15 protein-coding genes are annotated in these 14,391 nt (G+C 32.6%); 11 read left to right on the forward strand and 4 right to left on the reverse strand.

The genetic code is table 11. The features are described 5' to 3' along the window. The first annotated feature begins 98 nt into the window (after window positions 1–98). The 4 genes from AC1Q5Z_RS22195 to AC1Q5Z_RS22210 all read left to right on the forward strand — a co-directional run bounded on the left by AC1Q5Z_RS22195 (window position 99) and on the right by AC1Q5Z_RS22210 (window position 5,051). A complete protein-coding gene (locus tag AC1Q5Z_RS22195) occupies window positions 99–1,247 on the forward strand; it encodes a 5-(carboxyamino)imidazole ribonucleotide synthase (RefSeq protein WP_492446851.1) in 1,149 nt (382 codons plus the stop codon). A gap of 347 nt (window positions 1,248–1,594) precedes the next feature. Continuing rightward, a complete protein-coding gene (gene purE, locus AC1Q5Z_RS22200; protein ID WP_198857803.1) occupies window positions 1,595–2,080 on the forward strand; it encodes a 5-(carboxyamino)imidazole ribonucleotide mutase in 486 nt (161 codons plus the stop codon). Between the two features lie 127 nt (window positions 2,081–2,207). Next, a complete protein-coding gene (locus AC1Q5Z_RS22205; RefSeq protein WP_492446853.1) occupies window positions 2,208–4,235 on the forward strand; it encodes a M3 family metallopeptidase in 2,028 nt (675 codons plus the stop codon). Window positions 4,236–4,391: 156 nt separating this feature from the next. Next, window positions 4,392–5,051 (forward strand): SanA/YdcF family protein, encoded by a 660-nt coding sequence (locus tag AC1Q5Z_RS22210; RefSeq protein WP_492446855.1) that lies wholly within the window; start codon window positions 4,392–4,394, stop codon window positions 5,049–5,051. Between the two features lie 100 nt (window positions 5,052–5,151). Here AC1Q5Z_RS22210 and AC1Q5Z_RS22215 read toward each other — a convergent pair whose 3' ends face one another. The 3 genes from AC1Q5Z_RS22215 to AC1Q5Z_RS22225 form a co-directional block, all read right to left on the reverse strand. Further along, window positions 5,152–6,414: a cation:proton antiporter gene (locus tag AC1Q5Z_RS22215; protein ID WP_198857810.1), complete on the reverse strand. Its 1,263-nt coding sequence runs from the start codon at window positions 6,412–6,414 to the stop codon at window positions 5,152–5,154. 194 nt (window positions 6,415–6,608) lie between these two features. Then, on the reverse strand, window positions 6,609–8,096 hold the full coding sequence (locus AC1Q5Z_RS22220; RefSeq protein ID WP_492446857.1) for a hypothetical protein: 1,488 nt from the start codon (window positions 8,094–8,096) through the stop codon (window positions 6,609–6,611). A 136-nt stretch (window positions 8,097–8,232) separates the two neighbouring features. After that, window positions 8,233–8,646 (reverse strand): DUF1842 domain-containing protein, encoded by a 414-nt coding sequence (locus AC1Q5Z_RS22225; protein ID WP_492446859.1) that lies wholly within the window; start codon window positions 8,644–8,646, stop codon window positions 8,233–8,235. Window positions 8,647–8,975: 329 nt separating this feature from the next. Between AC1Q5Z_RS22225 and AC1Q5Z_RS22230 the strand changes: the two genes are divergently transcribed. The 7 genes from AC1Q5Z_RS22230 to AC1Q5Z_RS22260 all read left to right on the forward strand — a co-directional run bounded on the left by AC1Q5Z_RS22230 (window position 8,976) and on the right by AC1Q5Z_RS22260 (window position 13,130). Next, window positions 8,976–9,479, forward strand: coding sequence for a GbsR/MarR family transcriptional regulator (locus AC1Q5Z_RS22230; protein ID WP_177211992.1), 504 nt, complete (start codon window positions 8,976–8,978; stop codon window positions 9,477–9,479). Between the two features lie 60 nt (window positions 9,480–9,539). Then, window positions 9,540–10,277: a YqjF family protein gene (locus AC1Q5Z_RS22235; RefSeq protein WP_492446860.1), complete on the forward strand. Its 738-nt coding sequence runs from the start codon at window positions 9,540–9,542 to the stop codon at window positions 10,275–10,277. A 19-nt stretch (window positions 10,278–10,296) separates the two neighbouring features. Continuing rightward, window positions 10,297–10,650 carry a hypothetical protein gene (locus AC1Q5Z_RS22240; RefSeq protein ID WP_198857814.1) on the forward strand — a complete coding sequence of 118 codons (354 nt, stop codon included), beginning with the start codon at window positions 10,297–10,299 and terminating at the stop codon, window positions 10,648–10,650. Window positions 10,651–10,662: 12 nt separating this feature from the next. Further along, window positions 10,663–11,049, forward strand: coding sequence for a hypothetical protein (locus tag AC1Q5Z_RS22245; RefSeq protein ID WP_492446861.1), 387 nt, complete (start codon window positions 10,663–10,665; stop codon window positions 11,047–11,049). Window positions 11,050–11,158: 109 nt separating this feature from the next. Further along, window positions 11,159–12,064 carry a TIGR01777 family oxidoreductase gene (locus tag AC1Q5Z_RS22250; RefSeq protein ID WP_492446863.1) on the forward strand — a complete coding sequence of 302 codons (906 nt, stop codon included), beginning with the start codon at window positions 11,159–11,161 and terminating at the stop codon, window positions 12,062–12,064. 149 nt (window positions 12,065–12,213) lie between these two features. After that, window positions 12,214–12,669: an SRPBCC family protein gene (locus tag AC1Q5Z_RS22255; protein ID WP_492446865.1), complete on the forward strand. Its 456-nt coding sequence runs from the start codon at window positions 12,214–12,216 to the stop codon at window positions 12,667–12,669. Between the two features lie 65 nt (window positions 12,670–12,734). Next, entirely contained in the window at window positions 12,735–13,130 is a 396-nt protein-coding gene (locus AC1Q5Z_RS22260; protein ID WP_492446866.1) for a DUF1090 family protein, read from the forward strand. Window positions 13,131–13,574: 444 nt separating this feature from the next. Here the strand turns inward: AC1Q5Z_RS22260 and AC1Q5Z_RS22265 are convergent, their stop codons facing one another. Further along, window positions 13,575–14,387 carry a UbiA prenyltransferase family protein gene (locus tag AC1Q5Z_RS22265; RefSeq protein WP_345158194.1) on the reverse strand — a complete coding sequence of 271 codons (813 nt, stop codon included), beginning with the start codon at window positions 14,385–14,387 and terminating at the stop codon, window positions 13,575–13,577. Window positions 14,388–14,391 lie beyond the last annotated feature (4 nt).

Consider the following 14,391-nt stretch of genomic DNA (forward strand, 5'->3'; position numbering starts at 1 on the left):
ACAAAAAAAATCCTTTCTAATCCTTTTAATCTGTGGCAGAAAAACTAAATTTTGGCTAAAAAAGATTAAAAAGTATCTTTGCAAAAACACAACACAAAATGAATTATTTTTCTTCTGATTTTAAATTAGGAATATTAGGCGGCGGACAATTAGGTAAAATGCTTTTGTTCGATACCAGAAAATTTGACATACAAACTTACGTTCTAGATCCAAGCGACGAAGCGCCAAGTAAAATTGCCTGTAACAAATTCTTTCAAGGCGATTTAATGGACTATGAAACGGTTTATAATTTCGGGAAACAAGTCGATGTTTTGACTTTTGAAATCGAATTGGTAAACCTGGAAGCTTTAACGCAATTAGAAAACGAAGGTTTAAAAATATATCCATCTCCAAAGACCTTAAAAGGAATTCAGAATAAAGGTGTTCAAAAAGATTTTTACGCTAAAAACAATATCCCAACAGCACCATTCGAAAGATTTGAAAATTTAGATCAACTAAAATCTAAAATCAACGATCTGAAATTACCTTTTGTATGGAAATGTACCGAATTTGGTTATGATGGAAATGGTGTAAAAATAGTTCGCCAAGCTTCAGATTTAGATGCATTGCCAAATGTAGAATGCATTGCAGAAACTATGGTTCCGTTCAAAAATGAATTGGCGGTAATTGTGGTTAGAAATCCATCAGGCGAAATGAAAACGTATCCAGTTGTCGAAATGGAATTTCACCCAGAAGCCAACCAAGTTGAATATGTAATTTGTCCGGCAAGAATCGATGATAAAGTAGCTAAAAAAGCCAGATCGATTGCTTTACAAGTTTCAGAGAATTTCAATCACGTTGGACTTTTGGCAGTTGAAATGTTCCAGACTCAGGACGACGAAATTTTGGTTAACGAAGTTGCTCCTCGCCCACACAATTCTGGTCATTATTCTATCGAAGCAAGTTATACTTCACAATTCGAAAATCATTTACGTGCTATTTTAGATCTTCCGTTAGGAAACACAGACAGTAAAGTTGCCGGAATTATGGTAAATTTAGTCGGTGCCGAAGGTCATTCTGGAAATGTAGTGTATGAAAACATCGAAACCATTTTAGGATGGGACGGTGTTACTCCTCATATTTATGGAAAGAAACAAACACGTCCGTTTAGAAAAATGGGTCACGTTACAATTGTAAATGAAGATATGGCTGAGGCAAGAAGAATTGCACAAGAAGTTAAGGAAACTATTAAAGTGATTAGCGCTTAATAATGAAATGAAAAAAGCATTAAAAATCTCTGGATTAACAATCTTAATTTATTTCACAATACAATTAATAACTATACCTATAACTAAACATGGCAGAGGTTTTTCTATAGGTTTTCCATTTCAGGCATTTAGAAGAGTTGATGCGGAATGTTACGTTAACGATTATTTTTATCCAGAATTTTTGATTATAAATTTTATTACAGTTACAATTATTTTACTTGTAATTTATTTTTTGGGTAACGTAATTAAAAACAGATTAAAAAAATCCTATAACTAGGAAAATTTAAAATAATGACAGTTTTCAGTCTCAACAAAACTTGAAACCTGAAACAAATACAACAAAAAACATGAGCAAAGTAGCTATTATAATGGGAAGCATCTCAGACATGCCAGTTATGCAAGATGCAATCGACATATTAAAACAATTTAATGTAGAAGTTGAAGTAGATATTGTTTCGGCACACAGAACGCCAGAAAAATTATTCGATTTCAGCAAAAATGCACACAATCGCGGTATTTCGGTAATTATTGCCGGTGCGGGTGGTGCTGCGCATTTACCAGGAATGGTGGCTTCTATGTCTCCACTTCCGGTAATTGGAGTTCCAGTAAAATCAAGCAATTCAATCGATGGTTGGGATTCAGTTTTATCAATTCTGCAAATGCCAGGCGGCGTTCCTGTTGCAACGGTAGCTTTAAACGGCGCAAAAAATGCCGGAATTTTAGCCGCACAAATCATCGGAAGCCACGACAAAAAAGTTTTAGATACGATTATTTCTTATAAAGAAGAATTGAAAGCTACAGTTAATAAAGCGGCTGAAGGTTTGAAGAAATAATTCTCCCATAAATTCCTGCAAGGTTTTCAAAACCTTGTAGGTCTGATTATCATAATCATAATCAAAATAAAATACTTCTAAAACACCTACAAGGTTTTGAAAACCTTGCAGGATAAAAAACTGCAATATGAGTATCTTAACCCAATATTTCAATACCAAACATAACACCGCACCTTTTTCGCAAATTAAAATCGAAGATTATTTTCCTGCTTTCAATGAAGGAATTGCTTTGGCTAAAGCCGAAATTGATGCAATCGTAAACAATCCAGACGCACCGACTTTTGAAAATACCATTGTGGCAATGGATTTTTCTGGTGATGTTTTAGATCGTCTTTCTAGCGTTTTCTTCAATTTGAATTCGGCTGAAACGAATGACGAAATGCAGAAAATTGCGCAGGAAGTTTCGCCTTTACTTTCAGAATTTGGAAATGACATTCGTTTGAATGCAGATTTATTTGCGAGAGTAAAAGCCGTTTATGATCAAAAAGAAAGTTTAAATCTGAATCCCGAACAAACTACTTTATTAGATAAAAAATACAAAAGCTTTTCGAGAAACGGAGCCAACCTGCCAGAAGACAAGAAAAACCAATTAAGAGAAATCGACAAAGAATTATCAAAATTGAGTTTACAGTTTGGCGAAAATGTTTTGGCAGAAACCAACAACTTCGAGTTGCATTTAACTGATGAAAAAGATTTATCTGGCTTACCAGAAGGAACAATTGAAGCTGCTAGATTATTAGCAAAAAATCAGGAAAAAGAAGGCTGGATTTTCACTTTAGATCATCCAAGTTATATTCCGTTTTTGACTTATGCTGATAATCGCGAATTGCGTAAAAAAATGGCAATTGCTTTTGGCGCAAAAGGTTTTCAAAACAACGAATTTGACAATCAAGAAAATGTTCTAAAAATTGCCAAGCTTCGTCATGAAAGAGCTAATTTATTAGGTTACAAAACGCACGCACATTTTGTTTTGGAAGAAAGAATGGCCGAAAGTCCAGAGAAAGTTTTCTCTTTCTTAAATGATTTATTGGCAAAAGCAAAACCAGCTGCTCAAAAAGAGTTTGCTGAATTGGCTGCTTTCGCGAAAGAACTAGATGGAATTGAGCAATTAGAAAAATGGGATGGTGCTTATTATTCTGAAAAATTAAAACAACAGCTTTTTAATTTAGATGATGAAAAACTGAAACCATATTTCCAATTAGAAAAAGTTTTAGACGGCGCTTTTACAGTTGCCAAAAAATTATACGGATTAACTTTTACAGAGGTTTTTGACATTGATAAATATCACGAAGAAGTTACTACTTATGAAGTAACAGATGTTAACGGAAATTTGGTTTCTATTTTCTACGCTGATTTCTTCCCAAGAAAAGGAAAAAGAAATGGTGCTTGGATGACTTCATTCAAATCACAATATGTAAAAGACGGCGTAAACGAAAGACCACATATTTCTAACGTTTGCAATTTTACAAAACCAACAGAAACAAAACCTTCGTTATTGACTTTTAATGAAGTAACAACTTTATTCCACGAATTCGGACACGGATTACACGGAATGTTGGCCGACACAGTTTATCCAAGTTTATCTGGAACTTCTGTTTATTGGGATTTCGTAGAATTACCAAGTCAGATTATGGAGAACTGGTGTTATGAGCCAGAAGCTTTGGCTTTGTTTGCAAATCATTATGAAACGGGAGAAATCATTCCGATTGAGTATGTTCAGAAAATTAAAGAAAGTGCAAGTTTCCAAGAAGGTTTAGCAACGTTGCGTCAATTAAGTTTTGGACTTCTAGACATGGCTTGGCACGGACAAGATCCAACTAATATTACAGATCTTAAAGCTTTCGAAACGGAACAATTTGCTAACACACAATTGTATCCGGATGTAAAAGAAAATGCAATGAGTACAGCGTTTTCTCATATTTTCCAAGGTGGATATTCTTCTGGATATTACAGCTACAAATGGGCGGAAGTTTTGGATGCCGATGCTTTTCAATATTTCCATGAAAATGGAATTTTCAACGAAGAAATAGCAAAGAAATTTAAAGACAACGTTCTTTCTAAAGGAGGAACAGAACACCCAATGGTTTTATACAAACGCTTTAGAGGTCAAGAACCGAAACCAGAAGCTTTATTGAAAAGAGCGGGATTATTATAGAGTTTCTAAGATACTATCCCGATAGCTATCGGGACTAAGTTGCTAAGTTTCCTAGAGAATTAAATTTTAAAACCGAAGTAGAAATACTTCGGTTTTTTATTTGGTTTTACTTTAACTATCTTAGCCTTTTTAAATCTTAATCTTACAAAATACATTTTGAAAAAATATTTTAAAATAGCCCTTTATCTTGCCATTATAGGATTGGTCGCGATTGTTTCTATTAATTATTATGTGAAATCTTCGACCAAAAACCATATCTATTATTCAGTAAAAAAGTTTCCGAAAAACGATGTCGGAATTATCTTTGGCGCTGGAATTAATGGGAATCAACCAAGCAAGTATTTAAAGGACCGACTTGATGCCGGAATTATGCTTTGGAAAGCAAAACGTATCAATAAAATTCTACTTTCTGGAGATAATGGCCGTGATGAGTATGATGAATTGACGGTAATGAAAAATTACTGTTACAATCATGGCGTTGACACCACAAAAATCTTTATTGATTACGCGGGATTTGATACGTATTCAACCATGTATCGCGCCAAACATATTTTTAAGATTAAAAAAGCAACTTTAATTTCACAGGAATACCATTTAAATCGCGCCATTTATATTGGACAAAAACTAGGCATTAAATCTTCTGGATATTCTGCTAATAATGGAGAATATCTTGGATATAATTATGTTCGTTTTAGAGAGTCTCTTTCTATTTGTAAATCCTTTTTTGATGTTTTAAGAAATCGCGAACCCCGTTTTTTAGGCGGAGAAATTAATATTAATGGAGAATCAAATTACTCTAAAGAAGATAAGCGATAAAAAGCAAAACCCTGTAAAAAAAACTTACAGGGTTTTCTTTTTTATAATGCTTAGATAAAGAAAAAAATCTTGCTTCTTTAATCTTATTTCTATAAAATCTTTACTCTTTTTCTAAAACTCTTTTTGCCAACTTTCCAACAGTTAATCCTTGAACTACAATTGAGAATAAAACAACAATATAAGTTACCTCAAGCAACAAGTTTTTATATTCGCTTTCTGGCATTGAAAGAACTAACGCAATAGAAACTCCTCCACGAATTCCTCCCCAAACCAAAACCATCAACGAACCTTTATTGTAAGCCGATTTAATTCCGAAGAACTTAAAGATATCGAAGAATTTCCAAGGTAAAACAATCGAAGTTAATCTTGAAAACAGTACAATAAAAATAGCTACAAAACCTGTTAATAGTTGTTTATTCAAATCTGGAAGCAATAGTAATTCAAATCCGATAAAAAGGAACAAAACAGCATTTAAGATTTCATCTATTAGCTCCCAAAACTTTCCTAAGTAGTCTTTAGTGACTTCGCTCATAGCCACTTTTTTACCATAATTTCCAATAATCAATCCGGCAACAACCATCGCTAGCGGACTAGAAACGTGTAATGCTTGGGCAACTAAAAATCCGCCCGTTACTATAGAGAGCGTGATTAAGACCGAAACTTTATAATCGTCAATTTTTTTCATGACTCTTGAAGCTGTAAATCCGAAGACAGCTCCTAATAAAAGTCCGCCGATTCCTTCCTCTATAAATAACAAAGAGATCGAGCTAAAAGTTGCATCAAATGTTGGATCGGTTGCCATTTTTAGAACAACAGCAAACATTACTACTGCTACTCCATCATTAAACAATGACTCACCAACAATTTTAGTTTCTATTCTTTTTGGAACTTTTGCCTCTTTTAAAACTCCTAAGACCACAATTGGATCAGTTGGAGAAATTAGAGTTCCAAAAACTAAACAAAATATATAAGGTATTTTTATTCCTAAAAGTGGCGCAATATAAAAAAGAAGCATCGAAATTATCAAAGCCGATAAAACAACACTTACCGTAGAATAAATCATAATAGGCACTTTTTGTTCTTTCAGATCAGCCATATTTACGTGCAATGCTCCAGCAAATAAAAGAAAATTCAACATGGCTCCCATTAGGATTTCGTTGAAGTCGAATTCTTTTATCAGATCGAAAAAATGTTTAGTAGTTGCAGGAAAATAAGAATCTCCTAAAAGGCGAATTCCAACCGAAACCAACATGGCAATAATCATGATTCCGATGGTTCCTGGAAGTTTTAAAAATCTTAAATTCAAATAGGCGAAAAAAGATGCCAATACAATTAGCACCGAAAATGTGTAGTATAATTCCATAAATTGTGATTTTTACAAAAATAGCTGTACCATTATTTAATCAAAAATTTCGTGCGTTGAATTAACATAACTTTATTATTCGTTAAATAACTCCGAACCATTACTATAAATAAAAGCCAAAGTAAAATTAAATCTACTTTGGCTTTATAAAATCGAAATAGTATTATTTAGTTTCTAATATGAAAATTATTTTTTTACTTTTTCTCTTTAATAAATTTCTCTAACTGTTTAACTTTCAAAGCCTCTATTTCTTCTATACGTTTTGCTCTTGAGCTAGCAGAATTAGCGGCATTTTTACCAGTAAGTGCAACTGTAGGTTTGGTAAATAGTAAATAATCTCCAAATAAATGACTTAAGAATAATGGAGATTTACCTGGTCTTTTGTCGTCAAAGTTTTCAGATTGATGGCAATAAAAACAACTAATTAAATTTGTATTATTAATTTGGTGTATATCATTTTGGAAAGTCTGCGTATAGGTTTCCATTGTAATATTTGCCAAATTAACCGAACCTCTTGCTAATGAATCTGGAAGTGCACTTGAAATATCTCTAGTGACAATTGCTTTGATTTGATCTTGAGAAGAAAATCCATCAAAATCTAACCAAATAGAACCATTATAAAAATAATTATTAAAAACATCTTTCAGATTAGAAGCGACGCACTTATTAATATTATCTATATTATTAAAGTTAACTGGTTCTGTCTGACTTGTTGCCATAAATGAACCCGTGCCTAAATCTTTTGGAATACCATACTCATAAAGAATAAATGCCTTATTTGGAGTGATCGGCGAGGCTGTACTTTTTTGCCATTTTATCCCATTTATACCAGTACTTGTTCCTTTTTCATAAAACAACATTTCATTCGCAGCTGTTACAGAATTATTTTTCTTATCGTAGACAGGCGTCATATCTTTATGCTCAAAAGTAGCCCAGATAAATTCAGGATGATTTTTTACAATCCCCACCACGTGCATACCTAATAATGCCACAGTTCTTACAACATATTTCCCTTTACTGTTTAAAACAGCAGCTTTTGTTGTAAAATAATTTTTTTGCTGCTCTTTTGCAATTGCATCTATGTTAATCCAGGAAACTTTTAATTCTAATGCCCCAACAGGAAATGTTTCTGAATTCGAAACCGGTAATTTTCCGCTGTTGATCAACGCAGCAGTCGTAACAGCCTTGTCTTTTAGCAGATTGTTAACGTGAATTGAATAATAAACGGTATCTGCAGCATTGTTAAATTTTGGATTAGATCGCAAAACGCCACGCGAACCAGCCTGATTAATAGAACTCAGCGCTAATTTTATACCTAACTGTGGTGCTACATCTTCCATTTGAGGACTCACCAAAGTTAAAGAATCTAAAAAGAAAGGATTTCCGCTAGGCAAAGGTTTTGTTACCCACAAAAACTTTTGCCATGACCATTGATGAAAATCACAGTTTGTAGTCGTCTTGCTATCAAACGGACTTCCATCACCTTCTGCTGGAGCTGGAGTCTGCTCATGAGGAAACCAGCTAGACTCACATTCGCATGGTGCCGAAGGTGCCGATGCATTAGCATATCCAGAAGATGAATCGTATTTGTTTATTATTTTTTCCTTATTTAGAAAAAAGAGTGTAATAGCTGCTATTAAAACAACAACTACTAAACCGATTATAACTTGTTTTCTTTTCATTTGTTTTTTTTGATTAAGTTTTTTTTAGGGAATTGAATGTAAAAGAGCCGCCTGTTACAGACGGCTCCTCTGAATCCAAATTGTAAATAACACACGAAAATTTAATTCATCCGAGTTACTCACTTTTTGTTTTTTTTTAAACCAACTCAGACTTTAATTCTTTTGCAGCTGTAACTGGCACATTTTCAACAGCGTGATTCCAATATCCGAAACCGCCTTTACCATTCCAAGCATTATCAATTGCTAAATGAGCATTAAATTCTGCTAAGAAAGAACCAATCCCTGGAGGCGGAACAGATTGAACGTATTGTCCTTGCAAACTCACTACCTGCGTAAATTCGCCAAACCCAGTAGAAAATATCTTTCCTTTTACTTGAACTACAATGTGGCTGTCTGCTCCTTTAACAGCTTGTGTAATTACTACTGTCCCTGAAACAGAATGTTGCGATGGAACAACGACTAAACTAAATGCTGCAATTGGAGCACCTGGTGTTCCTACATTTCCGATTGTGCCTTTTGCTAAATAAGCACCTGCTAATAATTCTGACATAATTTGTTGTTTTTGGTTTCCTACTCATAAGGCTTTTCGGATCCGCCTCGTTTTTTATAGTGGGTTCTGCTCCACACTTTTGTTAAAAAAACAGCTCAGAATTCATTTCAGATAAGTACTTAGGTTTATTTTATCAAATCAAAAGTGCAGATTCGAATAGTAGGCTTAAAATGAGAAATGAGACAGAGGCTTTTCTTACAGTAAACAAAGTAAAGGAGATTGTAAGAAAAAGAAATAAGTATAAATACCTGATTTTAAGAATATTCCTCTTTTTAAAATATCTTTCAATTATTTTTGAAAGTTTAAAAACTTTTACATACATTTGTTTCATGGAATTCAAGGAAGCAAAAAATAAGTTCGTACAAACCTGGGGAGCATTAGGTTCTCAATGGGGAATTAATAAAACGATGGCACAGATCCACGCTTTATTGATGGTTTCAAACGAACCTATTTCTATGGAAGACATTATGGAAGAATTGCAAATTTCTCGCGGAAATGCAAGCATGAATTTAAGAAGTTTAATGGATTGGGGAATTGTCTATAAAGAATTTAAAGCTGGAGAAAGAAAAGAATTCTTTACGGCTGAAAAAGATTTAGACGAATTAGCGGTTAAAATTTCCAGAGAAAGAAGTAAAAGAGAAATTAAACCAACGCTGAAAATCTTAAAAGAAGTTTCGACTATTGAAGCAAAAGATTCAGCAGAAGAAAAACACTTTGTAGATCAAACTACCAAATTATACGATTTTGTTTTGAAAGCAGATAATATGTTAGACAAAATGACTGAATTCAATGATAACTGGCTAGGAAAATTGGTCATGAAAATGATGAAGTAAAAAAATTTAATTCAAACTTTCATTTTTTTCTGAAAGTTTAAAACTTTAAAAACAATTGATATGAACTTCTTAAAAGCAGAATGGAAAAACTTAGCGCTTGTCAATTATGAAATTGATGCTGAAATCTTAGAAAAATATCTTCCTACAGGAACTGAGATCGATATTTGGGACAACAAATGTTATGTCAGTCTAGTTGGATTTATGTTTAAAAACACAAGAGTTTTAGGATTGAAAGTTCCGTTTCATATCGATTTTGAAGAAGTGAATCTGAGATTTTATGTAAAACGTTTTGAAAACGATGAATGGAAACGTGGTGTAGTTTTCATTAAAGAAATTGTTCCTAAAAAAGCCATCACTTTTATCGCCAATAATTTGTATCAAGAACATTATGAAACTCAGAAAATGAGACATGAAATAATAGAAAATAAAAACACGAATACTTTTATCTATCAATGGAAGAATGACAAAGAATGGAACACAATTGAAATTGAAATCAAAAAAGATTTAAGTAAAATCGAAATCGATTCTGAAGCTGAATTCATTACAGAACATTACTTTGGATATACCAAAATCGATGAAGAAACCACTTTTGAATATGAAGTGACACATCCAAGATGGGAACAATTTGAAGTTGTAAATCATAGAATTGATATTGATTTCGAAAAAAATTATGGAAGTGATTTTGGATTTCTTCAAACTCAAAAACCAACTTCTATTTTCTTAGCTCAAGGTTCAAAAATTACAGTGAAGAACAAAAGGAAATTGCAAATACTTCCTGTTCTGAAAGAGATGTATTAACCACATAAATTGGGAAATCATGAATTTTAATATCATTGGGTATTTTATTTACCTCAGCATAACCATTTTCATTATCCTAAAAGTTGGAAAAATCTGCTACAAAAATGGGAATATTTTTGTTTTAGAACTAATTCCAAATCATGCGGATCTCTGCCAAAAAATTAATCAGGTTTTACTTTTAGCCTATTATCTTTTAAACATTGGCTATTGTGCAATGACTTTAATTTCCTGGCAAAAAATTATTTCTTCGTCTCAATTGGTCGAAATACTCTGCATAAAAACAGCTGTCATAATTTTTATTATCTCAATTCTGCATTACCTCAACATTTTGATTATAACCAAATACGCTAAAAAAATAATTCACAACAACTAAAATTCAAATATTATGGAAACTACAAAAATCTTAATTGGTTACGGAATTTATTTACCAGTCGCTTTATTTTTAACTTATTATGTTTCTAAAACCCTTTTCAAAAACGGAAAAATCTTTATGCTCGATATATTTAAAGGCCGTGAAGAAATTGCTGAAGCTACAAACAAACTTTTTGAAACTGGATTCTATCTTTTAAATATTGGTTTTGCATTAATGATTTTAGAATTGCAATTAAGCCATGACAGTTATCAGGAATTAATTGAAAGACTGAGTTATAAAATTAGAGGATTTTCTATTTATCTTGGTATCATGTTGTTCTTTAATTTGTATTTCTTTTTTAGAGGAAAAAGAAAAGCTAAAGAAGCTCAGAGAGAAGAAAGATTAGTTTTTAAAGCTTAAAATTATTTGCCACGAATCGCACGAATTTTCACGAATTAATTTTCAAATTGCCTTTATGCTTTTTTAAATTCGTGAAAATTCGTGTGACTCGTGGCTAAAAAAAACTCAAATGAAAAAACTCATAATTGCAGCTGGAACTGGTTTTCTTGGACAAGTTTTAATTGATCATTTCAAAGATAAATTTGAAGAAATTGTAATTCTCACACGAGGAAAATCTAAAACAATTGGTGGAATCAAATATGTAAACTGGAATGCCAGAACTTTTACTGGCTGGGAAAAGGAATTAGAAAATGCTTCAGTCTTAATTAATCTCGCAGGAAAATCTGTAGATTGTCGTTATACGAAAAAGAATAAAAAAGAAATTCTTTGGTCTAGAATTGAAAGCACAAAAATTCTAAACAAAGCGGTTTTGAATTGTAAAAATCCGCCAAAACATTGGTTGAATTCTTCAACAGCAACTATTTATCGTTTTTCTCTAGATAAACAAATGGATGAAATTGACGGCGAAATCGGAAATGATTTTTCTATAAATGTGGCGCTTTCTTGGGAAAAAGCATTCTTTAAAACCGAAACTCCAAAGACTTTAAAAACAGCTTTGCGAACTTCAATTGTTTTAGGTAAAAATGGCGGTGCTTTTATTCCATTAAAGACTTTGGCAAAAATGGGTTTTGGAGGAAAACAAGGAAATGGTAATCAGTTTGTAAGTTGGATTCACGAAGAAGATTTTGCCAATGCGGTTGATTTTATTATTGAAAAAGAAATGACTGGTGTGATCAATATTGTTTCTCCTACTCCAATTCGAAATGTTGATTTTATGGAAAAACTTCGAAAAGCTGTTGGTTTTCCTTTTGGAATTCCGTTGAGCAAATTCTTTCTCGAAATTGGATCTTTCTTTATTCGAACTGAAACGGAATTGGTTTTAAAAAGCAGGAATGTGATTCCAAAACGACTTTTAGAAAATGGGTTTCAATTTAAGTTTGGTGATATTGATGAGGCTTTTCGAGATTTAATTTAGAACCCAAATTCACACAGTTTTGTCATTTCGAAGAGAGAGAAATCTTAGCGACTAATTCTACAAAGATTGGCGACATTCTGTACGGAGCTACTTATGGAGATTTCTCCTTCGTCGAAATGACAATATTGCGTAAAAAACAAACTAAAATCATGACAACAATAAATCTCGTAACAAAAATAAACGCTTCGAAACAAATCGTTTTTGATCTCTCAAGGAATATCGATATTCACCAACAATCTGCTAGTCCTTCAAAAGAAAAAGCGATTGCTGGAATAACATCTGGTTTAATAAATTTAAATGAAACTGTAACCTGGCGCGGTAAACATTTCGGATTTTATATCACGCACAAAAGCCGAATTACCGCAATGAATTTTTATGATTATTTTGTAGATGAAATGGAAAAAGGTAAATTCAAATTTTTCAAACATGAGCATTTTTTTGATGAAGAAAATGGTTTTACAATCATGAAAGATAAATTGCAATATAAAACTCCGTTTGGGATATTTGGAAAATTATTTGATGTTTTGTTTTTGAAAAAACATTTGACGAATTTTCTTTTAGAAAGAAATAAAATTTTAAAAGCGGTTTCAGAGAAGTACGTTTAGATAAATTATTTAACTTTATAAGTATTATTCTTAAAACGAATTAATTACAAATAAAAAATATACTTATGAAAGTAAAAACGATATTAGCTATACTTCTTTTTACCATTTCTTTTGTTGGATTTTCTCAAAGTAATTGCACCACTTTGAAAGGATGCGAAAGAAAATTATGTGAATTAAACACAAAACTAACTGCCGCAAAAAAAGCTGGAAATCAAAATCAGATAAAAGGTGTTGAAGAAGCTATTGCGCAAACCAAGAAAAACTGCACTACTAAAACAGTAAACAAAGATCTTGACAAAAAGGTAAAAGAAAAACAGCAAAAAGTAAACGAAAGAACTGCTGATTTGAATGAAGCGATTAAAGACAATGAAAGCAAAGAAAAAATCGATAAGAAAAGAAAAAAACTAAATGAAGCGAAAGCTGATTTAAATAAAGCTTTGGCGGAACAGAAAACGAAATAATTTTCTCTCGCAGATTTAATAGATTGAGCAGATAAAAAAAGCTAATTTCAATTGCCTACAGCTTTAGCTGGAGGATAAATTATGATAGATTGCCTTGGCTTTAGCTGAACTTTCTCATTTGGCTAAAGCCCTGTTTGAAGACTTCTTTTACCTCCAGCTAAAGCTGGAGGCAATTCAAAACAATTAAATTAAAATTTATTTTTCAAATTCTGATTTTAAACATTGCCCGTGGTTTCAATAGTTAAAATTATTTGCAATGTTCTTAATATGTTATTTCTCTAAATATATTTTAAAAATGAATTTTCCTCGTTTTACGTTTTGCGTGAGGTATAGGAGCTGGCTACCGAAGTAGCGCGGATAGCCCGACCCCGATAATACAGGCGGGCGAATAAGCGCAAAGTAATTTTGCCCGCTTGTATTATCGGGGGCACGCCCTAAATATTTTTATAGATAAAGAATCATCAGCCACCAAAAAATCGGTACACTTTCTACCCAAAAAGAAGTATAATATTTGGAACGATTTGGATTGGCAAATGCAATAAACAACATCAGCATAATGACCATGATAAGATTTATAATCGCATCGTGATAATTGAATGTTGAAATAAAAACTTCTAAAAACCAAAATGGGATTAATAAAAGAAATCCTAAAAGTTTGGTTTTCTTAACGCCAATTGTCTGCGGAACGGTTTGAAGATGCGGGTCATCATTTGCGAGATCCAGAATTTCAAAAACCAAAATCAACACAAAAACCAATATAAATCGCTGAATACATTTGATAAAGAAATCTGTTGTAAATGGAATTTCGGCATTTATGAGGGGCAAAACCAAAGTTGCTCCAACCCAACAAAGTGCTACAATGTAAATTTTTACGCCAGCCCAATTCCTGGCATTTTTTCGGTTTGGAAAAAATGGTAATGTATAAAGTGCTGTTATGGCAAAAATTCCAACGGAGACAATTTGGGTAATTCGCTTTAAATGGAAAAAATAATATCCAACCAAAATTAGCGAAATAAAACTCAAAACGGCTATAATTTTTAGCTGCGTTCCTATTTGATTTTTCTTTACGCGAACTAGCGCATCATATTTTACGAAATTATATCCTACAATTGTGCCAAAAAAAACAAAAAGTGCCATCGGCTCATCATATTGAATATGAAATACATGAAACGTAATTCGTACAAGAGCGTAACAAGATAAAGCCACATGAATACTGCTATTTAGATAAAAATCTAAGATGCGTTTTGATACTATCATACCC

The organism is Flavobacterium sp. GW823-FHT06G12 (assembly GCF_058794775.1).